Source organism: Vibrio sp. AIC-3, from assembly GCF_013114515.1.
GTDB lineage: Bacteria > Pseudomonadota > Gammaproteobacteria > Enterobacterales > Vibrionaceae > Vibrio > Vibrio crassostreae_C.
In genome coordinates this window covers 1-24,862 of sequence record NZ_VTXG01000009.1, presented here as the reverse complement: position 1 = coordinate 24,862, position 24,862 = coordinate 1, and the positions used below count along the sequence as shown (strand labels likewise).

Annotated in this window: 24 protein-coding genes and 2 pseudogenes; 15 read left to right on the top strand and 11 right to left on the bottom strand. The window is 44.4% G+C overall.

Annotation, left to right across the window (positions count from 1 at the left end):
- Positions 1-143 precede the first annotated feature (143 nt).
- Both F0229_RS08600 and F0229_RS08595 read right to left on the bottom strand, forming a co-directional pair.
- On the bottom strand, positions 144-800 hold the full coding sequence (locus F0229_RS08600) for an NAD(P)H-dependent oxidoreductase (RefSeq protein ID WP_017061511.1): 657 nt from the start codon (positions 798-800) through the stop codon (positions 144-146).
- A gap of 291 nt (positions 801-1,091) precedes the next feature.
- Positions 1,092-1,958 carry a hypothetical protein gene (locus F0229_RS08595; protein ID WP_017070219.1) on the bottom strand — a complete coding sequence of 289 codons (867 nt, stop codon included), beginning with the start codon at positions 1,956-1,958 and terminating at the stop codon, positions 1,092-1,094.
- Positions 1,959-2,529: 571 nt separating this feature from the next.
- On the opposite strand from F0229_RS08595, the gene F0229_RS08590 reads away from it, so the two are divergent.
- The 3 genes from F0229_RS08590 to F0229_RS08580 all read left to right on the top strand — a co-directional run bounded on the left by F0229_RS08590 (position 2,530) and on the right by F0229_RS08580 (position 6,341).
- The gene (locus tag F0229_RS08590; protein WP_171732639.1) at positions 2,530-4,422 is read left to right on the top strand and encodes a PTS mannitol transporter subunit IICBA; all 1,893 of its coding nucleotides are present in this window, start codon (positions 2,530-2,532) and stop codon (positions 4,420-4,422) included.
- A 183-nt stretch (positions 4,423-4,605) separates the two neighbouring features.
- Positions 4,606-5,754: a mannitol-1-phosphate 5-dehydrogenase gene (locus F0229_RS08585; RefSeq protein ID WP_171732638.1), complete on the top strand. Its 1,149-nt coding sequence runs from the start codon at positions 4,606-4,608 to the stop codon at positions 5,752-5,754.
- A gap of 50 nt (positions 5,755-5,804) precedes the next feature.
- Positions 5,805-6,341: an MltR family transcriptional regulator gene (locus F0229_RS08580; RefSeq protein WP_017065079.1), complete on the top strand. Its 537-nt coding sequence runs from the start codon at positions 5,805-5,807 to the stop codon at positions 6,339-6,341.
- Between the two features lie 262 nt (positions 6,342-6,603).
- Here the strand turns inward: F0229_RS08580 and nagB are convergent, their stop codons facing one another.
- Positions 6,604-7,404 carry a glucosamine-6-phosphate deaminase gene (gene nagB, locus F0229_RS08575; RefSeq protein ID WP_017057618.1) on the bottom strand — a complete coding sequence of 267 codons (801 nt, stop codon included), beginning with the start codon at positions 7,402-7,404 and terminating at the stop codon, positions 6,604-6,606.
- Positions 7,405-8,011: 607 nt separating this feature from the next.
- The gene (locus F0229_RS08570; RefSeq protein ID WP_017061517.1) at positions 8,012-8,365 is read right to left on the bottom strand and encodes a DUF413 domain-containing protein; all 354 of its coding nucleotides are present in this window, start codon (positions 8,363-8,365) and stop codon (positions 8,012-8,014) included.
- Between the two features lie 154 nt (positions 8,366-8,519).
- On the opposite strand from F0229_RS08570, the gene F0229_RS08565 reads away from it, so the two are divergent.
- Positions 8,520-9,410 (top strand): LysR family transcriptional regulator, encoded by an 891-nt coding sequence (locus F0229_RS08565; RefSeq protein WP_017061518.1) that lies wholly within the window; start codon positions 8,520-8,522, stop codon positions 9,408-9,410.
- A gap of 183 nt (positions 9,411-9,593) precedes the next feature.
- Here F0229_RS08565 and F0229_RS08560 read toward each other — a convergent pair whose 3' ends face one another.
- Entirely contained in the window at positions 9,594-9,797 is a 204-nt protein-coding gene (locus F0229_RS08560) for a hypothetical protein (RefSeq protein WP_017061519.1), read from the bottom strand.
- Between the two features lie 236 nt (positions 9,798-10,033).
- On the opposite strand from F0229_RS08560, the gene F0229_RS08555 reads away from it, so the two are divergent.
- The 3 genes from F0229_RS08555 to F0229_RS08545 all read left to right on the top strand — a co-directional run bounded on the left by F0229_RS08555 (position 10,034) and on the right by F0229_RS08545 (position 12,476).
- Entirely contained in the window at positions 10,034-11,410 is a 1,377-nt protein-coding gene (locus tag F0229_RS08555; protein ID WP_017061520.1) for an AlkA N-terminal domain-containing protein, read from the top strand.
- 25 nt (positions 11,411-11,435) lie between these two features.
- Positions 11,436-11,918, top strand: a complete 483-nt coding sequence (locus tag F0229_RS08550; protein ID WP_017061521.1) for a methylated-DNA--[protein]-cysteine S-methyltransferase — start codon at positions 11,436-11,438, stop codon at positions 11,916-11,918.
- A gap of 171 nt (positions 11,919-12,089) precedes the next feature.
- The gene (locus tag F0229_RS08545; RefSeq protein ID WP_108161139.1) at positions 12,090-12,476 is read left to right on the top strand and encodes a hypothetical protein; all 387 of its coding nucleotides are present in this window, start codon (positions 12,090-12,092) and stop codon (positions 12,474-12,476) included.
- A gap of 14 nt (positions 12,477-12,490) precedes the next feature.
- On the opposite strand, the gene nhaD is transcribed toward F0229_RS08545, so the two are convergent.
- On the bottom strand, positions 12,491-13,930 hold the full coding sequence (nhaD, locus tag F0229_RS08540; protein ID WP_171732637.1) for a sodium:proton antiporter NhaD: 1,440 nt from the start codon (positions 13,928-13,930) through the stop codon (positions 12,491-12,493).
- 261 nt (positions 13,931-14,191) lie between these two features.
- Positions 14,192-14,368, bottom strand: a complete 177-nt coding sequence (locus F0229_RS08535; RefSeq protein ID WP_017061524.1) for a hypothetical protein — start codon at positions 14,366-14,368, stop codon at positions 14,192-14,194.
- A 525-nt stretch (positions 14,369-14,893) separates the two neighbouring features.
- Here F0229_RS08535 and F0229_RS08530 point away from each other — a divergent pair.
- The 4 genes from F0229_RS08530 to F0229_RS08515 all read left to right on the top strand — a co-directional run bounded on the left by F0229_RS08530 (position 14,894) and on the right by F0229_RS08515 (position 17,637).
- Positions 14,894-15,631 carry a nucleoside recognition domain-containing protein gene (locus F0229_RS08530; RefSeq protein ID WP_017061525.1) on the top strand — a complete coding sequence of 246 codons (738 nt, stop codon included), beginning with the start codon at positions 14,894-14,896 and terminating at the stop codon, positions 15,629-15,631.
- The gene (locus F0229_RS08525; protein ID WP_004737023.1) at positions 15,631-16,098 is read left to right on the top strand and encodes a YjiG family protein; all 468 of its coding nucleotides are present in this window, start codon (positions 15,631-15,633) and stop codon (positions 16,096-16,098) included. The genes F0229_RS08530 and F0229_RS08525 overlap by 1 nt, the downstream gene beginning before the upstream one ends.
- Before the next feature lie 619 nt (positions 16,099-16,717).
- Positions 16,718-17,104 (top strand): MAPEG family protein, encoded by a 387-nt coding sequence (locus tag F0229_RS08520; RefSeq protein ID WP_048660615.1) that lies wholly within the window; start codon positions 16,718-16,720, stop codon positions 17,102-17,104.
- An 8-nt stretch (positions 17,105-17,112) separates the two neighbouring features.
- Positions 17,113-17,637 (top strand): DNA mismatch repair protein, encoded by a 525-nt coding sequence (locus F0229_RS08515; RefSeq protein ID WP_171732636.1) that lies wholly within the window; start codon positions 17,113-17,115, stop codon positions 17,635-17,637.
- Positions 17,638-17,679: 42 nt separating this feature from the next.
- On the opposite strand, the gene F0229_RS08510 is transcribed toward F0229_RS08515, so the two are convergent.
- Entirely contained in the window at positions 17,680-18,315 is a 636-nt protein-coding gene (locus F0229_RS08510) for an START domain-containing protein (protein WP_048663921.1), read from the bottom strand.
- 174 nt (positions 18,316-18,489) lie between these two features.
- A pseudogene (locus tag F0229_RS08505) lies at positions 18,490-18,973 on the bottom strand (YHS domain-containing (seleno)protein).
- Positions 18,974-19,083: 110 nt separating this feature from the next.
- Here F0229_RS08505 and F0229_RS21870 point away from each other — a divergent pair.
- Together F0229_RS21870 and F0229_RS08495 are read left to right on the top strand one after the other, a co-directional pair.
- A pseudogene (locus F0229_RS21870) lies at positions 19,084-19,538 on the top strand (helix-turn-helix domain-containing protein).
- 231 nt (positions 19,539-19,769) lie between these two features.
- Positions 19,770-20,648: a 6-carboxytetrahydropterin synthase gene (locus F0229_RS08495; RefSeq protein WP_171732635.1), complete on the top strand. Its 879-nt coding sequence runs from the start codon at positions 19,770-19,772 to the stop codon at positions 20,646-20,648.
- A 125-nt stretch (positions 20,649-20,773) separates the two neighbouring features.
- Here the strand turns inward: F0229_RS08495 and F0229_RS08490 are convergent, their stop codons facing one another.
- Together F0229_RS08490 and F0229_RS08485 are read right to left on the bottom strand one after the other, a co-directional pair.
- Entirely contained in the window at positions 20,774-21,814 is a 1,041-nt protein-coding gene (locus F0229_RS08490; protein ID WP_171732634.1) for an acyltransferase, read from the bottom strand.
- Positions 21,815-21,937: 123 nt separating this feature from the next.
- A complete protein-coding gene (locus tag F0229_RS08485; RefSeq protein WP_065583559.1) occupies positions 21,938-22,894 on the bottom strand; it encodes an AEC family transporter in 957 nt (318 codons plus the stop codon).
- Positions 22,895-23,055: 161 nt separating this feature from the next.
- On the opposite strand from F0229_RS08485, the gene F0229_RS08480 reads away from it, so the two are divergent.
- Positions 23,056-23,649 carry a TetR/AcrR family transcriptional regulator gene (locus F0229_RS08480; RefSeq protein WP_017072389.1) on the top strand — a complete coding sequence of 198 codons (594 nt, stop codon included), beginning with the start codon at positions 23,056-23,058 and terminating at the stop codon, positions 23,647-23,649.
- A 176-nt stretch (positions 23,650-23,825) separates the two neighbouring features.
- Complete coding sequence (locus F0229_RS08475; RefSeq protein WP_017065066.1) at positions 23,826-24,674, top strand: alpha/beta hydrolase; 849 nt, start codon at positions 23,826-23,828, stop codon at positions 24,672-24,674.
- Positions 24,675-24,862 lie beyond the last annotated feature (188 nt).

Sequence of the window (24,862 nt, the reverse complement as noted above, 5' to 3'; positions counted from 1 at the left end):
GCGCCCCCGCAAAAAGCGTTTTACTCTTTGTTGAGGGAGGTTTGCTTAGAATGACTAGGCTACTTCTCCCTCACCGCGATTAAAACGCTTTTGACTAGGCGTCCCCATCCGAACAAAATTTAACCACGAAAGGTCAACACGCCCTAAAGTGTTGTAACGACTTCATCAAGAGCTAGGCGCGCTTTTGGTTTGCCGTAGTTGTAGTCTTCGCCGTCTTTGTGGTAGCCGATAGCTAGCGCTACATCAACAACGTGACCTTCTAGTTCGTCAGCAAACTCTTCGCTGATCATAGCTGCATCTACACCTTCCATAGGTGTTGAAGCGATACCTAGACGAGCTAGTGTGTGCAGTGTGTTACCTAGTGCGATGTAAACTTGAGACTTAGTCCAGTTACCGTTGAAACCTGTTTCGTCTGTGTTCATTTCTGCGAATGCGTAAGCACCTAAGAATTGCTCGTACATTTCAGCTGGTAAGTGACCAGAGCTTACTTCTGTATCAGCACGCTTCGCGAATTTCTCTTTAGTGTACTTAGGATCGTGAGCAAACAGGATCGTGTGTGACGCTTCTTTCGCATGTGGTTGGTTAAACTGGAACATGTTTTCGAAAGTATTGTGGAAGCGTTGTTTTGCTGCGTCACTCTCAATGATGATGAATTTCCAAGGCTGAGAGTTGATAGAAGAAGCTGACAAGCGAAGTGCTTCTTTGATTACTTCCATGTCTTCCGCAGAGATGCGCTTTTCTGCATCGTATTTTTTAGCTGTGTAACGAGTGTTTAGATCAGTAATGATTGGATGAGTCATGTTGAATCCTAATATCTATCAATAATAAATGTTGTAGGGTTTTATGTTCAGTTACGTCAACAATAAACGGATAACCAATTTAAACGAATCTCAATAGATTGAACGTCTAAATAGTTATCGAACATGCCCCAATAAATCGAGTATCTGCGGTAGCTCAAGTCGATGGGTGTAAGATAATAGAAGAATGACTCGGGAAAAATAGCGAACATATCAAATCACTATGGTTAATAATGTCCATAATAATTCAATAAGTGTGATCTTAATGGAGGTGGAATCTCTAGATTCAGTAGCTTAGTACGCTTTGATACCATATTGGCGCAATAATGGCGGAAGTACGCTGTCTAGGTTGGGGATATCTTCTGGCGTGATTTCGATTAAACCAAAACCATGCTCTTCATAGATTTTTCTCGTAGCTTCACGTTTATTTTCGGCGATTGGCGCAGAATCAGTTCCCCAGAACTGGATGTATACTTTGCCACTTGGTAGATAAAAATCGCTGATCACTTCTTTTGATATCGGAAGCGGACGCTCGTACGCATGGACCACTCCTGCCATATAAAGCCAGTTATCAATGATCAGCTCTCCCTTTGATCGAACATAATGCCCGTCTAAGCTTCGGTGCTTCGCCTCAAATTTCTGACGAAAACTGGAGAATGACACATCGGTCGAGTGGCTTTCAGCATCATGCCCTAGGAATTCAACAACAGACTGCTTTAAACGTTTATTGCGAACCAATGAGTCGTGCCATACCACGAATAAGTTTTGAGTCGCTTTGTCTTCTCTTTGTTCACCTCCGGCTTTTAAGCCTGTAGAGGTGACATGCCAACCGTCTTCTTCTTTTGTTATCCAACCAAGCTCGTTGAGCAGTAAGTTGATTTTCTTTGCGCTGAGTTGAAAGGCACTGCCAAGCTGGGTGGCGGTGAGTGTTTTTCCTGAGAATGAGTCCAAATCGATAAGCAGTTTCTCTGGCCAGACAATAAAGACACCAAACTTCTTGTGTTCGACATATTCCCCACCAAAGCTTTCTCCCCGTTCTGTGAGAATCCAACGCTCTTGTGAACGCACTATATAGCCCGCTGTTTTTAGATCGCTAAATAAAGCTTTAGCTTCTATGCCTTTTTGTTTAGCGAGTGCGGATGTGGAAATTTTGTCTGACATAGTCTTTTCTCAAATAGCGGAGTGATCAGCTGATGGGTGTTGGATATATATATGATGCGATAGCGTTGGTAAATACCATATCACATCTATCAATGCTAACTGCAGTTCAGTGGTCTATGTTTTTAGTAGAGCGTTAGGTCTCGTTTTGTATGTTTAGCAAAATGTAGCTCAACCTGTAATTAAATTACAGGTATCGCTATTTTGCTCATCTGGGTGCATATTTTATATACGTGACACGATGTTCTTTTATACGGTTTATATAGATCTTAGATGCTGTATTTTATTAAATGTGACTTTAATCACTATTTATTTTTAAGTATTACAAAATAAAATGTGATCTAGATCGTGTGTTGATGATATCTATTCTCATTAATTTGGCTTTGTAATTTAAATTCATGGTGTTTTTGTGATCTAAGGTGTGCTTGTTAACCCGAAAGTGTTTTTCGTGTGTGATGGCTATCACGAAAGTTGGGCTAAGGTGCATTTTGGAAATGTTGTGATACATTTTAATCGACTTTTGAGTACACACTTTCGGTCATTTGACCAACCAATACATTACGGGGTTCTACCTATGTTATCACCAGAAGCAAAGATTAAGGTTCAAAACTTTGGTCGTTTCTTATCCAATATGGTAATGCCAAACATCGGCGCATTTATTGCGTGGGGTTTCATTACTGCACTATTCATCCCAACGGGTTGGTGGCCTAACGAAACGTTAGCATCAATGGTTGGTCCTATGATTACATACCTACTGCCACTATTGATTGGTTACACCGGTGGTAAAATGGTTGGTGGTGACCGCGGTGCGGTAGTGGGCGCTATCACAACAATGGGTGTTATCGTTGGTACTGATATCCCAATGTTCATGGGTGCAATGATTGTAGGTCCACTAGGTGGTATCGCAATTAAGAAATTCGATGAAGCTGTTCACGGTAAAGTGAAGAGTGGTTTCGAAATGCTAGTGAACAACTTCTCTGCGGGTATCATCGGCATGATCTGTGCGATCATCGCGTTCATCGTGATTGGTCCTGCGGTTAAGATTCTGTCTGGCGGACTTGCGGCTGGCGTAAACGCAATGGTAGAAGCGGGTGCACTACCTCTAGCATCTATTTTTGTTGAACCTGCGAAAATTCTATTCCTAAATAACGCAATCAACCACGGTATCTTCTCTCCACTAGGTATCCAGCAATCTGAAGAGATGGGTCGCTCTATCTTCTTCCTAATCGAAGCAAACCCAGGTCCTGGTTTTGGTCTTCTACTTGCTTACATGGTGTTTGGTAAAGGTAGCGCGAAGCAATCTGCTGCTGGTGCATCTATCATCCACTTCCTAGGTGGTATCCACGAAATTTACTTCCCTTACGTTCTAATGAACCCACGTCTAATTCTTGCGGTAATCGCAGGTGGTATGGCGGGTGTATTCACTAACGTAATGTTCGATTCTGGCCTTATCTCTCCAGCATCACCAGGCTCTATCTTCGCAGTCTTACTGATGACGCCAAAAGGCTCTTACATCGGTGTTGTATTGTCAGTTATCGCAGCAACAGCAGTATCTTTCTTAGTGGCTTCAATTCTGCTTAAAACTTCAGCTCAAGATGACGACGAAGACTCTCTAGAAAAAGCTTCTGCACAAATGAAAGACATGAAAGCGTCTTCTAAAGGTGCAGCAGCAGAAGCAAACGTAAACCTAGCGGATGTAAAAGCAGTTTATGTAGCGTGTGATGCGGGTATGGGTTCAAGTGCAATGGGTGCAGGTCTACTACGTAAGAAAGTAGCAACAGCTGGCCTAGACATTGAAGTAACCAACTACGCAATCAACAACCTACCGGCTGATTCGCAAATCGTTATTACGCATAAAGACCTAACAGACCGTGCTCGTAGCACTGTGCCAGGTGCGATGCATATGTCTCTAAGCAACTTCCTAGACGGCGGCGTATACGACCAACTAGTTGCCGAGCTTGTCGATGCTCAAAGTGGTGAAGCGAAAGTAGAAGCTCCGGCTCCTGCAGCAGCTCCAGCGCAAGAAGGCAACAAGCTTGCACTCACTGACGACAGCATCTTCCTTGGCCTTAAAGCGACTCAAAAAGAAGACGCAATCAAGTTTGCTGGCGAACAATTAGTAAAACTTGGCAACGTATCACCAGAATACGTAGATGGCATGTTTGCTCGTGAAGAGCTTGTGTCTACTTACCTAGGTGAGTCTATCGCAGTACCACACGGCACAATCGAAGCGAAACAGTACGTACAAAAAACCGGCATCGTTTTCTGTCAGTACCCTGAAGGTATTCAGTGGGGCGAAGATGAAGATGATATCGCGAAGATGGTTATCGGTATTGCCGCACAAGGCGATGAGCACAACATGGTGCTGATGGCGATTACCAATTCACTCGATGATGAAGAAGCTGTGGAATGCCTACAGAACACAACAAACCCTGCTGATGTTCTACGTATTCTCAACGGAAACTAAAAAGCTCTAGTCAAGCTCCTGAGTGAAGGAGGCCGGTATCCCCCTACTGGCCTCATTTTCGGTCTTAATCTTTCTAACAAGATTCAGTCTGAATAGCTTACTGCTTAATGCCTAGGGCACATCGTCAAGGCATGTTGTTGAGCAGTTAGCTATCTAGATTCAAATATTTATAAGGTCAAAATTATGAAAGCGTTACATTTTGGTGCAGGTAATATCGGTCGTGGTTTCATTGGTAAGCTTCTTTCTGATGCTGGTATGAAGGTTACGTTTGCTGACGTAAATGAAACGGTTGTAAATGCGTTAATTGAACGCCAAGAATACCCAGTTAAGATTGTTGGCGAAGAGTGTGTTGTCGAAGTTGTTAAGAACGTGACAGCAGTAAACTCAGCGACAAGCGCAGTAGTAGATTGCATTGCTGAGTCTGATCTTGTGACGACTGCAGTGGGCCCTACGGTTCTTAAAATCATCTCTAAGTCTATCGCTCAAGGCATTGAAAAGCGTGCAGCAGCAAACAACACTGCACCAATGAACATCATCGCGGCAGAGAACATGGTTCGCGGTACTAGCCAATTAAAAGCAGCCGTGTTAGAGCACCTTTCTGATGAAATGAAAGCGTTCACTGAAGAGCACATTGGCTTTGTTGATTCTGCGGTTGACCGTATTGTTCCACCGGCAGAAGCGGGCGAAACAGATCCTCTAGCGGTAACGGTTGAAACGTTCAGCGAGTGGATCGTAGATCAAACACAATTCAAAGGTGAGATTCCAAACATCCCAGGAATGGAATGCACTGATAACCTAATGGCTTTCGTTGAGCGTAAACTGTTTACGCTAAACACAGGTCACTTGGTAACGGCATACCTTGGTGTCCTTGCAGGTCACGAGACAATCAAAGACTCTATCGAAGATGACGTAATCCGTGCTGAAGTAACGGCAACGATGGAAGAGAGTGGTGCAGTTCTGATTAAGCGTTACGGCTTTGATCCAGATGCTCACGCTGCCTACATCCAGAAGATTCTAGGTCGTTTTGCTAACCCGTTCCTACGTGATGAAGTAGACCGCGTTGGTCGTCAGCCAATTCGTAAACTGAGCCCGCAAGACCGCCTAGTTAAGCCTCTAAACGGTACATTAGAGTACGGCCTACCAAATGCTCACCTAGTAAAAGCAATCGCTGCTGCGTTCCATTACAAGAACGAAGACGACCCTCAAGCGGTTGAACTTCAAGCAATGTTCGCAGAAAAAGGCTTTGCTGAGACATTAGCGCATTATTCTGAGCTGAATAGTGACTCAGAAGTTGTTAAACTAGCGGAAGAAGCTTATCTAGCATTGAAATGATAAACCATCAAAGTGCCACACCAGTGGCACTTTCTTATTGTCGAGCCGTTATGCCAATACAAACAAGCCATGAAACTGAATTACTCGAAGCCCTTTCGGAAGCTGAGAGTGCTGGCGCCTGCCTAATGGCTGCTTATGATGCATTGGACGACACGGTAGATGCCGTATTAAAAAACATCTTTAAGAAAGACGACACTGCAATTAAGTTCGTTGTCGAGCCACTTCTCAACAGTGGTGGGCCGTTAGGCGAGATCATGATTCGTGCTAAGTTGCTACTCGGGCTTGGCGTGATCAGTAAAGAACTCTACGACGATCTCGAGGTTTTCGTTACCTTGAAAGAGTGGGCGAAAATACAGGGTGAAGACACCAGCTTCACAGAAGTTGATGTGATATTTGAGCTCAACAAGGTGCACGCGATTCAGCGTATTATGCCTATCGAATATGACGCGGAGATGGTGGAAACGATGTCTGGCCCAATGCTTGAAATGTTCTTGGGGCGACATAATCAAAAGGTGAAGTCGACGATCGTATTAGCTATCACTGACATTATCACTACCTTGTGCCGAGATAACGCGCTGAGCTCTTAGCTCTAGTTTGCAGCCCTGCTTATCTTGTTTCACACCCTACATATCTTGTAGTTGTTGGTTCGTTTCAATACAAAGATTAAAATGATGGCGGTTTCTCTCGTTGGAGAAATCGCTTTGTTGTTTTTGTGCTTCTAAAAAATATCCGAAATATCTTCCCATTAAATACAAAAGCAGCAGGCACAAAAAAAAGCCACATTCAGTGGCTTTTTCTATTCAAGACGCTCTCTTTATAAAAACGCCCTGCTATTCAAGACTATAGGAATTATAGGTCTTGGATGTTCTCAGCTTCTAGCTCTTGGAAGTAGCGTAGAGTCTTAACTTTTAGCTCTTGTTGAGCTGGCTCATCAGCAACGATGATAGCTTTACGGTGCATCTGTAGAGCTGTAACAGTCCACATGTGGTTTACAGAACCTTCGATAGCCATTTGAAGCGCTTGAGCTTTGTTGTGGCCTAGAGAAAGGATCATCACTTCTTCTGCATCTAGAAGAGTCGCAACACCGATAGTTAGTGCGTATTTAGGAACTTGGTTGATGTCGCCATCGAAGAAACGAGAGTTCGCGATACGAGTGTCTTCAGTCAACGTTTTGATACGAGTGCGTGAAGATAGAGAAGAACCTGGTTCGTTGAATGCGATGTGACCGTCGATGCCTACGCCGCCCATGAACAGGTTGATTTTGCCGTATGAACGGATTTTCTCTTCGTATGCTGCACAGTGAGCATCGATATCTTCAGCTTTGCCGTCTAGCAGGTTGATGTTTTCTGCTTGGATATCAACGTGGTTGAAGAAGTTCTCGTGCATGAATGTGCGGTAAGACTCTGGGTGGTTAGGGTCGATGCCAACGTACTCATCCATGTTGAATGTTACAACGTGCTTGAAGCTAACTTCGCCAGCTTTGTAAAGTTCAATTAGCTCAGCGTAAGTAGTTAGAGGTGTGCTACCAGTAGGAAGACCTAGTACAAATGGACGCTCAGCCGTTGGAGCGAACTTGTTGATTGAATCTGCGATATGACGAGCAGCCCATTTACCTACTTTAGCTTTGTTGCTTAATGGAATAAGTCTCATTGATTTTGCCCCTAGAAATAAAATTTTATAGTGTTCTGAAACATTAATTCGCATTATAAAATAAGTTATCCGGTTCCGCTATTGTTTTAGGTCAAGTTTTTGCTTTTTTCGTCGTAACTGTGACTGGAACTCTCAAAATTGCACAATTATTGTATGGATATTTGGTGGCGTTAAACAAGATTAATACGTTTGTCATATACAGCAATGTTGATCTAATTCAGCACCTGAAAGGGTTGGTGTGTTTCTATGCCTTGATACGATTATTGCAATAATGACATCGCTCGAACCATTGACGAATTTTGGTGCATTAACGTGTTTCGAGTATAAACAAGCGTTGAGCGTATAGTTGAAACTAGAAAAATAATGATGGCAATGGAGCGCTATCGTGATAAAAGACAGGGGCAGGATGAAGAACGATGAATCTCAGTGGGATGAATACCCATAAGATTGAACGAGAGCTGTGTTTTAGTCACGCTATCGCTATGAATTGTATATAAATATTGGTAAAAATGGATAGGTTGGCTAAACTTACCAATTACAAAGAAGATGTGTGTTTGAAGGCAAAAAAAAAGCCCAAAGTGATGAGGTATCACTTTGAGCGATTTTACTAATCTTCTAACACTAACTCACTTTCGTATTCTTCCCTAGATACGTCGCCGCGTTTGCAGCCGTTTAGGGTGTGAAAGCGACGGCGTCCACGAGCCAGTTGAATGTACTTCAACCAAACACGCTCTAACTTGGACTTTGCCTTATGAGGGTGAGACAACACTTTAATGAAGTGTTTTTCTTCTGCATTGATTGGTGCTAGTTCACCAGTTTCAAGTGCAAGCATAGTGTCACCAAACAAGGTTAGGATTTCCTCTTCTGAAAGAGTAAAATCACCCGACTTAGCGAACCCTCTCGGGAATTTAATGGTGTCATAAAAACGTTTTTTTCCGTGTCGGAATTCGGTCTCAGACATATCAGCCTCAGTAATGTGGTTAGATAGAAATTAGTGTTTATTGCTCACGCGAAAATATTGTTAAAAGGCTAAAATAGGAAACAAAATGTTTTTGCCTTTACGATAAACAATCCTAGATCGGCTAGTTAGCAGATTTATTACAGAGATGTATTTGATGGATGTGAAAGTATTTAGAACCTTTCTTGAGGTTGCAAGGGTGCGCCATTTTGGGCGTGCAGCTGAAAACTTGTATTTAACACAAGCGGCGGTGAGTGCGCGGATCAAACAGCTTGAAGGCTATTTTGATACTCAGCTCTTCATTCGTGACCGCAATAACATCAAACTCACATCTTCCGGTGAACGTTTGATTGGTTATGCCGAAGTGATGGTGTCCACCCTACAACAAGCCAAATTTGAGCTGTCGTTAGAGAGTGGTAAAGCCTTGCAGTTAACGCTGGGCGGCACGCCGAATATTTGGGATGCGTATCTGCAAAACTGTTTAAGTGTGGTAACCGACTCTTTTGGTGGTTACGGCTTTATGGCAGAGGTGATGGGGCGCGAGCAACTGAACCGTAATTTGTTAGAACGAACCTTAGATATGGCTTTCGCGTTCGATCAGATCAAAGCAGAAGAGCTGAACTGTAAAAAAGTCGCTGACTTGGTTTTGGTGTTGGTATCAACGCAGCAAGATGATCTGGAATCTGTATTTCAACATAAGTATGTTTATGTGGATTGGGGAACGCGCTTTGGTTCTGAACACGCAGAACGTCACCCTAAAGTGCCAGCACCGTACCTACGTACCTCTACAGCCCGTATCGCCCTCGATTTCATTTTAGAGAAAGGCGGCAGTGCGTATCTTCCGGTGTCTCTAGTCGAACCTTTTATCGATTCGGGTCAGCTGCACAAGGTGAAAGGGGTTGAAGACTGGTATCTCCCAATTTATCTGAGCTACCGTAAAAGCAGTACCTCGGTTGATGCGATCATGCAGGTTGAGAAGTTGGTTAATGAGATTGACCCATCGACGGCTTACACATTGCAGCAAGCCGCTGAACAAGCACCTGAGTAACGGCATTCGCGGTAAGCAGTGGCTTTGCTGATTAGATTCAATAAAAAATGGCTCCCAACTAATTGTATAGTTGGGAGCCATTTTTGTTTTAAACCAGAAATGTACTTCTTTTCGGAACTAGAGATCGTTTCTAATTCCATAAATATCGTTTAAGCCTGGTATGTGTAGCCTTTATTAAAAGCCCTATAGGTTCATTAGATTCTCAATAGACTCTTCAAGAGAGTGTGACATGTACGAATGGATTTGATTGCCATCCGTTGCGTCAATCTCGATCATAGAAATCCCGTTGTCCGCTTTGTCTTCAAGAAAGCTTAGAGACTGCTCGACTGATTGACTGGTGAGAACCTGTTGATTTGATAAAACAATACGACATGTGTGTAGAACCATAGCCTTTTCCTTTTTATATTCGATAGGTCTCTGCATCTTGGCGTGCTAAGTACCGATCGTTGACGTTGTGAGAAGAATGCCTTCTCTAGGTTAAATTTAGTCGAATTGAATAAAATTAAAACTCTTTTTTGTGATTTATCTGACCTTCGCTTCCGAAAGTGGCTAGCGACAATGGTGGTTCACGGTAAACTTTTAGGTATCGGATCAAACGCTATGGTAAGTGGGAAGAGTACGGCATGTCGAAAAAGATCAATCACAACAGCAGCTTAACCAGTGAGCAGTGCCATTTGGCTCGATATGCACGAGATGCTCGCTTTGATGGGATGTTTTTTACAGCGGTGAAAACGACAGGAATTTTTTGTCGCCCGATTTGCCCAGCCACACCACCCAAAGAAGAAAATGTCGAATATTTTTCCCATCAAGCTCAAGCATTGAAAGCGGGATATCGTCCTTGTTTACGTTGTCGACCAGACAGCGCACCTTTTTCGCCGGCTTGGAAGGGCGTCGAAACCACTTTCTTACGTGCGATGCAGTTGATTGATAATGGCGCTCTGAATTCAGGATCTATCGTCGACCTTGCAACGCGGTTAGGTATTTCAGATCGTTATTTACGAACCTTATTCGACAATTACATCGGCGTGTCACCCAAGCAATATAGTCTGTACAGTCAATTGATGTTTGCCAAGCAGTTGCTGCACACCAGTAGCATGAGCATTACTGATGTCGGCTTTGCTAGTGGCTTCAATAGTACGCGCCGTTTTAATGATGCCTTTCAAAAAGAGCTGCAGCTTTCGCCAAGCCAAATTAGGCGAGCGAAGCCAAGTGACACTCAGAGTAATCATATTCAGCTTGGTTTTCATGGACCCTTAGATTGGAACCACTTGTTGAGGTTTTATCGACGAAGAATGATTGAGGGCTTAGAAGGCGTTGGCGAAGATTATTATAAGCGCACGGTAAATGTGAACGGGTCAAAGGGTTGGTTCAAGGCGACTTTAGCCAAAGATAACCGCTTGGATATTGAATTCGAGTTGGATGATATAAGCCAATTAAGAAGCTTGATTGCGAATATCCGCCGTATGTTTGATCTTGATGTCGATATTGCCAAGGTTGAGACGTTCTTTACGACTATCGATCCTAACTTGGTGGCTAAGAGTGGTATCCGTATTCCTGGCGTGTGGAGTGCTTGGGAGGCAGGCGTGAGAGCGATTCTAGGACAGCAAGTTTCGGTAACCGCGGCGATTGGTCAGCTTAACTTATTGGTCAAAGAGCTTTCTGATGAACATGAGAAAGCCAGCTTCCCAACACCAAAACAGATAGCGGACGCTGATGTTAGCTTCTTGAGAATGCCGGGAAGCCGCAAAGAGACCCTAAAGCGTTTTGCCGAATACATGGTCGACAATGAAGCTGAGCATCCTTCCAAATGGATTGAGCTAAAAGGGATTGGGCCTTGGACTATTCAATATGCACTGCTTCGCGGGTTAAGCGAACCTAATCATCTGTTGGTTGGTGACTTGGTGGTGAAGAAGTTTATTGAGCATCGCCCCGCCATCAACACGGAGAGTGTTTCGCCTTGGGGTAGTTACGCCACGTTCCACTGTTGGAATCAGTCTTAATCGGAATACTAAGCTAGGAGATATCATGGACAACCGTTTTACTTACTATGAGAGCCCATTGGGAACCGTGACGTTACAGGCGAACGATGAAGGCTTGCTCGGCCTTTGGTTCGAGACACATACCACCAAGCCGGAACCGTTGGGTGTTCAAGATGATAGCTTTCCGATCTTTGCATTGGCTATCGAGCAGCTTAATCGCTATTTCTCGGGCGAAGCTATTCAGTTTTCTGTGCCGATTGCAGCCAAGGGCACGCCATTTCAGCAGTCGGTTTGGCAGGCGCTGACGACCATTCCTTATGGAGAGACTTGGAGCTATGCACAACTGGCCGATGCGATAGGCAATCCGAAAGCCGTTCGTGCTGTGGGTTTGGCGAATGGCAAAAATCCGGTTTCAGTGATTGTGCCGTGTCACCGTGTGATTGGTAAAAACGGCAAACTGACGGGTTATGCAGGTGGCGTAGAACGTAAACAGCACTTATTGGTGATAGAGGGAAGAGAGCAAGACTAGCAAGCGATTTAGCCATGAGCCTGTCGAGATGCTGGCTGAATATCTCGTACTACTTAATGGTGAAGGCGAGTGGTTCTTAAAATATGACTTTGCATTAAAATCAACGCTTTCTGGGAGATACCAATTTGGTTGCATATCCTTTAACCATGTTCTCTAGGCAAGGATGCCCAAATGAATAGCCATCATTCACTTATACTCTGCTGCAGCAGCGCACTATTGCTGACGGGCTGTTTAACCGACACTAGTCGACCCTTCGAAGTACCACAACTTGCTCTGTTCAAAGGTATGTATGAGAACGCAGATAATGACAGTTATCTACTTTTTGAATCCGGGCAAGTGACTTATCAAACAACGGATAATTCCGTTACTCGAACCTATCGTGTTGATGATGACTTGATCACCATTGAGTTCAATTCTGGAAGCAGTCGAACTGACTCTAGACTAGTGATGCGCATTCAACAACAGGGCGAGATGCTAACTTGCAACCAATGCCCAGCGATACAATTAAGTAACGTCTGGACACTGGTTGAGAAGCCTTTGAAAGACAGTTCGAATTAGAAAAGATCTCCGAATTAGAAAAGATCGCCATTCAGCCATAGGTGAGCGGCGATACTGACGGCATAGCCAATCATGATCACTGGCATCCATTTCAGGTGTCCAAAGAAGGTGTATTTTCCATGCGCCGCCCCCATCAATGCCACACCTGCTGCACTGCCTATAGATAACAAGCTACCACCGACACCTGCGGTTAAGGTGATCAGTAGCCAGTTGCCCATCGACATTTGAGGTTCCATCGATAACACGGCAAACATCACCGGAATGTTATCGACAATCGCAGATAAGATCCCCACCATGATGTTGGCCCAAATTGGATCCCATTGGCTATACATCACGCCAGAGGCAAGCTCCAAGTATCCCAGTAGACTCAAGCCACCGACACACATTACCACGCCGTAGAAGAACAGCAGAGTGTCCCATTCGGCATGGGACACTCTTCGAAATACATCAAAGGGCACGACTGAACCGAGTCGCTTCAATGCCCCCCCATCATTGTTGGCAATCGCCACCGCTTTTTTCTTCGCCAGTGAATTTGGTAAGGTCTTACGCAAGAAATAACCAAAGAACTGTAGATACGCCAGCCCCATCATCATGCCCATTACTGGAGGGAAGTGGAGTACGGCATGGAAAGCAACCGCAGTGCCGATGGTCATGATGAACAACAACACGATGCGTCTTGCACCGCGTTTTAATTCAACGTGCTGATGCACCGTGTCGGGTTGGGTTGTGGGAACAAAGTAAGACATGATCATTGCAGGGACGAGGTAATTCATCACTGAAGGAATAAATAAGGGAATGAATTCACTGAAGCTCACATAACCAGCCTGCCACACCATCAACGTTGTGATGTCACCGAATGGGCTGAACGCGCCGCCAGCGTTAGCGGCTATCACGATATTCACACAGGCTAGGTTAACGAATTTAGGGTTAGATCCTGCGACTTTCAGAACCACGGCGCACATCAATAGAGCTGTGGTGAGGTTGTCGGCGATCGGTGAGATAAAGAAGGCCAGAATACCGGTTAGCCAGAACAGAGAGCGGAAATTAAAGCCTTTGCCCACCATCCACGCTTGCAGCGCATCAAACAGTCTTCTCTCTTCCATGGCGCTGATGTAGGTCATGGCGACGAGTAGGAAAAGTAACAGCTCAGCGTATTCCAGTAAGTTGTGTTCGAGTGCTTGCTTAGCGACTTCAACAAGGTTGTGTTCTTGGTAGATAAAACCAATGATTATCCAGATCAGTCCTGCTGCAAGTAACACTGGCTTAGATTTTCGGAGCTTTAGGTACTCTTCCATCATCACCACGATGTAGGCGACAACGAAAATGGTCAGGGATAGGTAGCCAGCGAATGAGTTGGTGAGCTTGAGTGGTTCTCCCAACTGAGAAGTGGCAGCACCTGCTACCGAAGAAAAGACTAACAAAGAGAGAACAGCAGAAAGCTGGATACCTAACATGGATTACGCTCCGAAGTTAATAAGTTATTAACACGGGTAAAAGAGTAGACCTAAATAACCATGTGCAGTGTGATAGATATCTTAATAATTCAATAGATTATAATGAAAGGAATAGACTGTGATGTGAACGAAATACGGTCTTACATACTCAAAATTACTGTCTTCCACACTTAAGTTAAAGACTAAAGACTAAAGACTAAAGACTAAAGAAAAAGCCCTACCGGACTCAGTGCCGATAGAGCTTATTCGAAATTGCCAACATTATGCAGCATTGAGATCAAACGTCAGTGTTTGTTCTGCTGCACATACTTCAACAGGCCAGCCATAGGATTGGTATTCAAGCGCAAGTTTGTCCGCTACTACGCGAGATACTGTTGCAGTGATCCACATGCCTTTGCCCATTACTTGATATTTAAGCGTTCTCATTTCCATAGTCATCACCGTTCTCCTTCTATATTGGCTGCGCGAAGTCTATAGCACCTCTGAGGGCTGAAATTTCGAATTAAGCTCAAATTCTTTATAAAATGGCTCACTGTTTGCGCTTGGCTCAAAACTCAATCAACTAAGGGAAAACGGTTGCGTTCTGGAAGCAAAATCACTTTTTAAGTCTCTGTATTATAATCGAATTAAAATTGACCAGAAAAACAATGTAAGAGATCTCTTACAGCATTATCAGAGATCGCACTAGGTAAAAACTTCTCACTAGAAGCCATACTTGTGTGGCGATTGTGTGCGTTTTTGGTTGCGCTGTTGAAGCAAGATTTTTTAGTTTTGTATGTGAAATATTCTAATTTATTTAGCGTATGGTCCTGCTTTTAAATCCAAATCACAGTTTTATATGTTGCTGTGCTTCTTTTATTTAAACCGATACGCTATTTGATTTTGGTCATTAACCTTTCGCTCATTAGTTTGCACTATCTATACGTGTTCTGTTCCACATAAACGAGATGTATAGAGGTCCTTATGACTAATCCAACCAAAACCGATCGTAAAGTCACGATCGGCAGCTATATCGCACTCGCGTTCGCGATGGTGTTCTTTTCAGGCTTAATGCAGTCCAATGAATGGTATGGAGTGTTCGATTTTACAACGCTCAACGGTTCATTCGGTAAGGTCGCTTACGATGTGAGTGAAACGGCCGATGGTATTCAAGCGGCAACGACGTCACTGCGTGGTAAAGGCGGTAGTGGTGCTCGCGACGGTTTCATTTTTGCTTTGACACTTATTCCGACCGTGATGTTTGCACTGGGTATGATCAACGTACTTGAGCACTACGGTGCACTGGATGCGGCTCGTAAACTACTGACACCTCTGCTTCGCCCTCTGATGGGTATTCCGGGTAACTCAGGCTTGGCACTGATCGCTTCTTTGCAAAGTACCGATGCTGGCGCAGCGATGACACGTCAGCTGAAAGACGAAGGACATCTGACTAAGCGTGAAACCGATGTGTTCACCATGTTCCAGTTTACGGCGGGTGCGGCGATCGTTAACTTTTTCTCTTCAGGTGCGGTGCTGTTCACTCTAACCGCGATGGACGGCTCTTTAGCGGTGACATCGTCAATTGGTTTGGCTGTCGCTGTGATGTTTATCTTTAAGTTTGTCGGCGCGAATCTGTTCCGTATTTACCTCAACATTACTGAAGGCAAAGAAGACAAACCAAAATCAGACAAAGAACAAAAACTGGAAGAGGAAGTAGCATAATGAGCGAAGTTAAAGCAAAGAAACCAATGGTTACTGATATTTTCGTTGAAGGTGCTAAGAAAGGCTGGGTTATTGCGACTACCTCTACGGTACCGAATGTTCTGATGGCGTTTGTGATCATCAAGGCATTGCAGATAACGGGTGCGCTGGATTTGATGGGCAGTGTATTTGCTCCAATTATGGCGGTATTTGGTTTACCTGGCGAAGCGGCAGCGGTATTGATCGGTGCGTGGATGTCGATGGGTGGCGCGGTGGGCGTGGTTATCACGCTGTTTGACCAAGGTATTCTGAACGGTAACCATATAGCTATCTTGGCGCCAGCTATCTACTTGATGGGCTCTCAGGTGCAATACATGGGCCGTATTATGGGACCAATTGGTACTGAAGGTCGCTACATCCCGGTGATGATCGCGATTTCGGTATTGAATGCGTTTGGTGCAATGTTCTTGATGAACATTATTTTGTAACGTGACTTTGAACGGTTAGCTGCGAACAGCTTTCAGACGTTACAAAAAAGGAAACCCCGTTTGGCTTTCACCAAACGGGGTCTATTCTTTTCGTAGCCATCCTGCTACTGCGCGTTACTTATCTTTCAATAGGTAACTGGTGCTCCCTGCATCGTTCCTTGACGTGGCTAAATCCTTTAACCTATCCAATTCATCGCCGTCCTAGCGGTGTCCTTGCAAACTCATCATCCTGGTAAGCGACTCTATCCTAGAGCATAACTTCCTTGCTGATAACTCATCCTAAGCCATCAAATCTTCATCCTGAAGATACCTAATCCGTTAGGCTTTTTCCTGTTCCTGCCAACTCCCTGTCGACATGTGTATTAAACACTGCAGAGGCTTTACTCACAATCCACCTCAAGCAGATAATCTGCAGGTTTATCCAAAGAAAACTGTGCGGACTCATACAAAACAAGGGCTTGGGTTTGTAATCTAGGATTTTTCTGCGAAGCTTGATTGTAATCTCTTACGTTTTTTGTGAGAGATCTCTTACACGTGCGCGGGCGTGAATGCTCATTATTTTATGAATACAGATACTATGAGGTAGCCCGCCGAATAAACTAACCAGTAGGAAATGATAATGGTTACAGCGTTATATGCTGCGTTGCTCACTTTGGTTATGCTATGGCTTTCCATTGAAGTGATTAAGCAAAGAAGAAAGAATCAAGTGGCACACGCAGATGGTGGTATTGAATCGTTACAAGTGGCTCGTTCCGCTCAAAGTAATGCTATGGATTATATTCCGATTACAGTGATACTGATGGCGTTGCTAGAGTTCAACGGTGCTAATGTGTGGCTGATCCATGTTATTGGTATTGCTTTTGTTATTGGGCGTATTGTTCATGGAAAAAGTATTCTTGCTCGCAGTCTAAAGGGAAGAAAGCAAGGCATGTATTTGACCTTTGCCAGCATGGTATCTTTAGTTGTCCTAAACTTAGCTTACCTACCTTTTGATAAAATGTTCTAGGAAGCATTATGGCGTTGCGCCTTCCACCTGCTTGGGCGATTGTCCTCGCAGGCTTGATACTCAACATCATGGCGATTGTCATGTCGAGCTTGGTGCTCGATAAAATTGAAGCTGAGAAAGCGGAATATAACGATCGAAAATTCGGCAATGTGTACTCAATACAGCTTGCTTGGAATACGATCGAAACCCTAGAGCGCAAGCGCGAAGCGATTCTGATTCACCTTGATAAACCAGAAACGGTGCAGCCTACCACTGTTCTTGATGAAGCACTGCGCGGGCAACTTAGGCGTTGGGTGAGTAGCGAAGTGCCAAATATCTCTTTGGCTAACTTGCCGAAACTGATGATGCTGATAAACAGTGCTCAAGAATCGCAACGAACTCGAATCGATGACTACTATTTGGATAACCTGACCTTAGTTGAATTAATCCAAAGGCTTGATGAGAAAATGGCTTTCTATCAGAATATTGCCCTGTTTCTTCAGGTGTTTGGTTTGGCGCTTATCTTAGCTCGTGACCTCGCTAGAAGACCTTAGTCTTTACCTTTATTTCCTCTATTTACTTGTCTAATTTTACCGTTAGCGAGACTCACTTGGCAGGTTAGGATGCTGTTGGCCTTGGTACTTTGGTAACTGTTCTTTCAGTCCCTTAAACGTGCTCAGTGCACTGCCTATCGATAACTTGTTCATCAACCAATTCGGTAGGATGCCACCTGCGTTCGCATAAGCGGTGTAGGTGATGTAGGTATTGCCATTAGTCAGCGGTTGCAGTGTCCAAAGTGCGTCCACATCATAGATTCGAATGTACCCCGACTCTTTCGCCAAATAGTTCGACGCATCCTTTATCGACAAGACAAATTGCCCATCCTCGATACTGTATTTTGAGTAAGTCACCATGTCTCTATCTCTGGCAGGCCAAGGTGCTTTGAATTGGGTATAGACGATGTTTTCATCTTCAGATATCTGCATCAACACACGGCTTTGCGACACATTATCTATCCAGTTTGGCACGTTCTCGCTGTCTTCAAGCAACAACAAAAAACCGGAGTAAGTGGTGGGCGTTTGCATTTGCGCTCGTATTTCGACCAAGCCTTCACGGTGTGGCCTTTTATCAATCATGATGCCATCTTCACTTTTGACGAACTGCCATGGGTTGGCATAACTCAGTGTCGATAGGGCGCAGAGGCCGAGTACCAAAATCCTAGGTAATGTCATTATTCTTCCATAAAAAGAAAAGCTTATCTGCTAGGAGTATAGAATAAAATGGGCTTGGTAGGTGTTACCTATCGCTTTGGGTTCACCTCTTTTGGAAAAATCACAATGAAAACGGAAGCGTTCGGTCGCTTCCGTTTTATTCATGGGCAATGGATAAGTGCTGTAGGCGAGAGCTTAGAGCTTATAGGCTTCTACGGTTTTGATGGTTGTCCAGTTGCTGTTAGCGTCTTGGATGAACTCTTGTGTGTTCTCCAGCCAGCGTTTTTGAACCGATTTGTCTAAGTTCAGATACAACTTCCCATCTTCCATCTTCCATCTTCCAAGCGAGAGGGTCGGTTTCAAACTTCTTACCCATGGCTACTCCAAACGCGCAGTAACCGCCATATTGAGGGGCATAGGCTTCTGGATTGGCTCGAAATTCATCTCTGTTTTCACTGCTCGCAAAGTTATAGATCGCATTCTTATAGGTCGCTGTGAACTCAGATGTGCCTTTTACTGGACCTTCATTGGCAAAGTAAGCGACAGGATCATAGCCTTTAATTGCGAGGTTATTGCTGTCGACACTCATATCAAGGTCTGCTGCCATTAACGAAAAGCTGGTGCCTAGTAACTCGGCCATTAGAGTGATTTTTTGACTGGTCGATTTCATGTGTGACATATCAAGTTCCTTGTCAGTGTTGGTTATCTTGTTTGAAATAATTTAGCCCACTCGTCCGGTCTATAGAGGGACAAAAGAACTAAAAACTAAGCGAATCGTTCGGAGGATGCATGGATCTGCTTTCACAACTAATGGAACACTTCTCGATACGCACTGGCGTTTTCTATTCTGGAAACCTGTGTGGAGTATCGTCATTTAACGCGCAACAAGGTAAAGAGGGCCACCTTCATGTATTGAGCGCGGGGGAGTTGAGCTTGTCTAGCGCTCACACGGAACACAGGCATTTGTCGCAGCCTTGCATTGTTTATTTGCCGAAATGGCGTCACTGGCCGCGATGTCTCGAACTCAGTTTATTGAAGCGTTCAAACGAGAAGTCGGTGAGACGCCCGGAGATTATGTGCAAAAGTGGCGAGTCTCAGTGGCTCAATCCCTGTTATTGCAAAATAAGCCCATCAATTGGGTCGCTGATGAAGTGGGTTACAGCAGCTATTCGGGATTTTCACGCGCTTTTCAGCATGTTGCTGGGGTGTCACCGCGCCTTTGGCTAAAGCAAAATGTATCGTGAAACGCTCGGCAACCTTACCCAAGATATGGCTATTCGCATCGGGCTGGTCTATGTTTTAGCGGAAATTGTGCAGAGTTTGTTCTTTTCTCAAAAGAGGGTCTAAAAAGGTGGACTTTTTAAGCTTGTCGTAACATCCTGCTCGTCCTATTTTATCTAGACACCAATGAGACGAAGTGCCTGCTGAGCATTATTCAGCCTCCCGTATCTCATTAAAGTATTAAGGAGTTCAACTTGAACCTATTTGTAAGAGACCTTACCGTTATCGATTCTTCATACATCTGTGAACACAGAGGGGTCGTAGGAGATAGTTGGATTTTAGATGTCACCATGTCTGGTGAACTTAATGAAATGAGCATGGTGCTGGATTTTAGTAAGGTTAAAAAGCAGATCAAACAGTTGGTTGATCAACATGTTGACCACCGCTTACTGCTGCCAATGAAAAACTCTGCAATCGTGCATCAAGCAAGCAAAGCCGGTTACTCTAAGGTAGATGTGTTGCGCGGTGACAAGAGCCTGCACCTGCACTGCCCTGATGAAGCTTACTGTCTGATTGACGCTGAAGCGATCACCATCGAGAGTGTGACCGCTCATGTTTATGATATTCTTCGCGACAACCTTCCAAGTAACGTCACAGGGTTAGAGATTACCCTTCGCCATGAAAACATTAATGGTGCGTTCTACCACTATACTCACGGTTTGAAAAAGCATGATGGTAACTGCCAGCGCATCGCGCATGGTCACCGTTCTCCAGTTGAAATTTTGGTTGATGGTCAACGCGACGAACAACGCGAGCAGGCATTTGCTCAGCGTTGGGAAGACATTTATTTAGGCTCTAAAGAAGACCAAGTTTCAGTTTCATCACTTAACCTGAGTGAACATGCGAACAGTGTGAATGATGAAAGTCACTATGGCTTCCGCTACACCGCGCCACAAGGCGAATTTGAGCTAGCGATTGCTAAGAGTGAGACGGAAATTTTGCCGACCGATACTACGGTGGAATTACTTGCTGGCTATATTGCGGATCAAGTTGAACCGAGCCTAGCAGAGAACCAATCACTACAAATCGTCGCTTATGAAGGTGTTGGTAAGGGCGCAATGGCGTTCCGATAACACTTCAACGAGTGACACAGTCTCATTACTGACATGATGAAATAAAGGCAAGATAATCCGTTATCTTGCCTTTATTTTTTGTGACTCTTTAAAACTGATTTAGCTGATGATGTTAGGCACAAACACTAACGAAGCAGCACGCGTCGCAGTGGTGTTTTTTCGATTCCAACAACCAACCCGAAGCTCAACAATACGGTGCCAAAAAATACCGTAACGTCTTTTGTCAATTCCGTAATGCCTAAGACTCCACAGACATTGAACAGCACGATAATGATCAGCAAATGGCAAACGTAGATGCCTAACATACGATTCGAGATCGCGCGAACCCACGCATAGTCGCCGATGTTTGGATTAGCCAAAAGCCACATAAATACGCCCATTCCCCATAGTGCCGTACCAAACAAGAAATCATTCATGTTGAATCCGACGTCGAACGTGGTGAGCCACGCCGCCTCAGCAAAGTGAATCAACATGCCTAACGCTAATAACGCCAGCGCTTTAGCGGATGACACCTTCCATTGATTCTGACGAATGAGGAAACCTAAGGTCACCATTAACGTGCTAAAGAACGGGCCGTTACGAGTAAAGAAAGGTGCGCAGAGTTCGGTCAAGTTCGCGTAGCTGCCCGCTAAAACACCATAAACGTAAAGTACAATGGCCGCTGGTAATAGCAGTTTGTCGAGTTTCATTTCGACTATCAAAGCAATGATCAAAACTGCACATACGAGAGCGGGAATAAACCATAAATGAACCAATCCACCCTCTAAGAAAGAGTTAAGTGGCGTGTTCATTAAGAAACCCCAATAGCCTTGGCGCTCACCTAGGTAACCAAACTCTTCTACCTTCGCGAGGTTGAATGGCATCACTAAGCAAATGATGCTCCATGCTAACCAAACCTTAAGCAGTGGTTTAGAGTAATTAATGACGGTTTGCCACGGGGAGGCAGTCAGCTTGGGCTGAATAAGATAACCGGAAATTAGGAAAAACAGAGGTACCGCAAAACGAGCGGTTTGGTTGAGTACATAACCGATCCAAGGCACTTCATCTATTTGCCAATAAGTAAGTGCCACTTGGCCATGTAAGCCAATGATCGCCAAGATAGCAATCACTCGACCCAACTCAATACTGGCGATGTGTTGTGAAGGCGTATGTTGAACGGAAGACATATCAGATCTCTTAGTAAAATTTTTACGAAATCTAGCAGCCTTTCTGCCCAATCAGTTAGTCCTAAATCAAGGCTTATGACCTTTATTTCAGGGCTTGTGTCGGTTTTTTGAAGCCTGTCGCAGCTATATTAAACCCATTGCGGTGAGTGCAAAAATACCTAGTGTGCAAGTGATAAGAGAAACAACGGTCGTGAGAGCGATGATGTTAGCCGCCAGGGTTGAATTTCCTCCCATTGCACGAGCCATAACATAGCTTGCCGCTGCCGTTGGTGCAGCGCTCATCAAGAAGATAAGCCCGAGATCGAGCCCTTCAAACCCTAAGTACCCAGCAGCCAATGTAATCAGTAAAGGTGAGGCAATTAACTTGTAGCTAGAGGCAAACCACGTCGATAACTTTTCTTGTTTGAGCGAGCTGATATCGAGCGACCCACCGGTACACAGCAGTGCTAAAGGCAACGTCATGTTGGCAAAATATTGACCAGCATCAGTGACCATTTTTGGGATAGGAATCGAAAGTGCATAGAAGACGACCGCTAAGAAAATAGCGATGATCAATGGGTTTTTGGTAATCGACTTAGCGATCACTTTAATCGCTTTCGCGCCTGTGTCTTCGCCTTTGGGTGTCAGTGCAATTACGGCTTGAATGTTATATAGCACGGTTAGGGATGCGACATAGATAGCCGCCAATGCCACGCCTTGGTTACCATAAATATTAGCTACATAGGCGAGGCCGATGATCGCGGTATTAGCGCGGAATCCACCTTGGACAATCACACCTTGATCTTTCGAACCTTTAAATACTAACTTGGTCGAGAAAATCGTGAACAAGAAAAAGATAAAGTTAGCGATGACGCCAAAGGCAACTAACGCGCTACTGGCTGAAAAGTTGTGATTCGATTGAACAATACTCAGAAATAGCATCGCGGGTAGGGTGACTTGAAAGACCACCTTAGATGCGACATCAATGAAATTGTCGTTGATTAAGCCGATTCGTTTGAGCATCACACCAAGAAACAGCATTAAACAGATAGGGCCTGTTACTGACGCCGAAAACGCAAACTGTTCCCAAAGTGTGTTCATTGTTTTTCCTTTGTTAGTCGATTTCAATTTCCTTTGAATACTGTCGCATTTTTCCACAATTCTTTGAGAAGAGAAATTGAATCCCAATAGATAAGTAAAAATCTTTGAAAAAAAGAACGAACGTGCTAAAAATAACGTATCAGATTTATCCTTGGTGAATAATGAGTAAAGGAAAGATAACCAAAGAGTATATTTTGAGTCATGCATTCGCACTTGCGAGTGAAAACGGGCTTGAGAGTTTGACGATTGGCGAATTAGCCAAACAGTGTGGCATGTCTAAGAGTGGCTTGTTTGCACACTTCAACTCTAAAGAAAACCTGCAACTCTCTGTACTGGAGTATTCCAACGCCATATTCACCGAAAGAGTCATCATTCCCGCAAGAGAGCTGGGAGATGGTGATATTGAAGCGAAATTGAAACAGCTGCTCGACAATTGGTTGGGCTGGAACCATTCATTCCAAGGCAGTTGCATGTTTATTGATGCATGGAAAGATGCGGGCAGTGAAACGTCTGTGATTCAGAAAGCACTGCAGAAAACCATTTCAGTGTGGATTGATTACTTGACGATTCAGGTAGCAAAAGCGGTTGAGAGCAAACAGTTCAGAGCCGATTTAGATCCTAAACAGGCAACCTTTGAGTTATACGGCCTCTACTTGAGTGCCAACTTGTTCTACTCGTTACGAGGCCAACAAGCGAGCCACACCCACTTTTGGAGTGGTGTACAGCGCTTAATCGCTAGCTGGAAAGAGGTTTAGCTCGCAAAGCATCTGAGTTTTGTTTAACTAAGGCTTATAAGAAATTTTAAGAGAAGTGGCGGCAAGCAGCCATGAAAAGCGCTATCGCCATTTTTTACACTAACAAATAGCACGGTCGTTCGATTTTCAGGGCCGAGCTCGATCCGCCAATGATGATGGCGATACAAGGACCGGTCATGAGTGACAAAATCTACTTTAATACATCGAACAAATTCAGCTTCAAGCGCAGCTTAATTGGCGCAACAACCAATCTTCATTACATCCTAGCGCCGAGTCATGCGAAGAAAACAGCACGTAAGTTGCTGCTCACTCCAATGCGTACTGAGCAGAAAAATGCTGATCCCCAAGGGCTTATCAAGAGTGAAATCAAAGGTCGTGATGGCGTTTTAAAAACCTATTCTTTGGGTACGGGGCCTGTTTGGGTGCTGACTCATGGTTGGTCTGGCACCGCGAGTCAGTTTTTCCCTCTGATGGAACATATCGCCGCTAAAGGTTTTACGGCTCTGGCTTATGATCACCCTGCTCATGGTGGCAGTGATGGTGTACATGGTCATATTCCTGCGTTTGTGAACGGCCTTGAAGCGATTCTCGATTCGGTGGGTGAGGTAGCAGGTTTGGTCGGTCACAGTATGGGCACGGCTTCTGCGTTGGAATGTAAGCACGTTAAATTGGAAAACAAGCCATTATTGCTGATTGCACCTGTACTGGATTATCTAGAAAACCTATTTGGCAGCGTTGCGCGTTCTGGCTACTCAATGAAACTGTTCGAGGCGGTAGTTGGAGAAGTCGAAGAGCAGTTTAACTACCCGATTCAGTCTGTTGATCCCTATGGAAAGCTAGCGCTTCGTGAGTCTCAGACGATCATCGTTCATGATGAGCAAGACAAGTTTACTAAGTTTGATGTGTCTCAGCGTGCGGCTAATGAAATGGGTCGCGTTACTTTAATTGCGACTCAAGGACAGGGCCACGGGCGAGTAATGAAGTGCCCACAAGTGTTCGAGAGCTTTGATAACTTAATTGGCTAAGTCTAATACCAATCGTAGTAAATAACTGTTCACCCTAGCTTGTTAAAAATCTCGATAACGTCGTTAGATTTTTTGATTGTAGAATAACTAGGGCGTGTTGATCTTTGCTGTACATTTCGTGTTCAACAATACATCGGTAGCCACATTAACATGAATGCCAGCGATAACATGCTGGCATAATTCCTTTC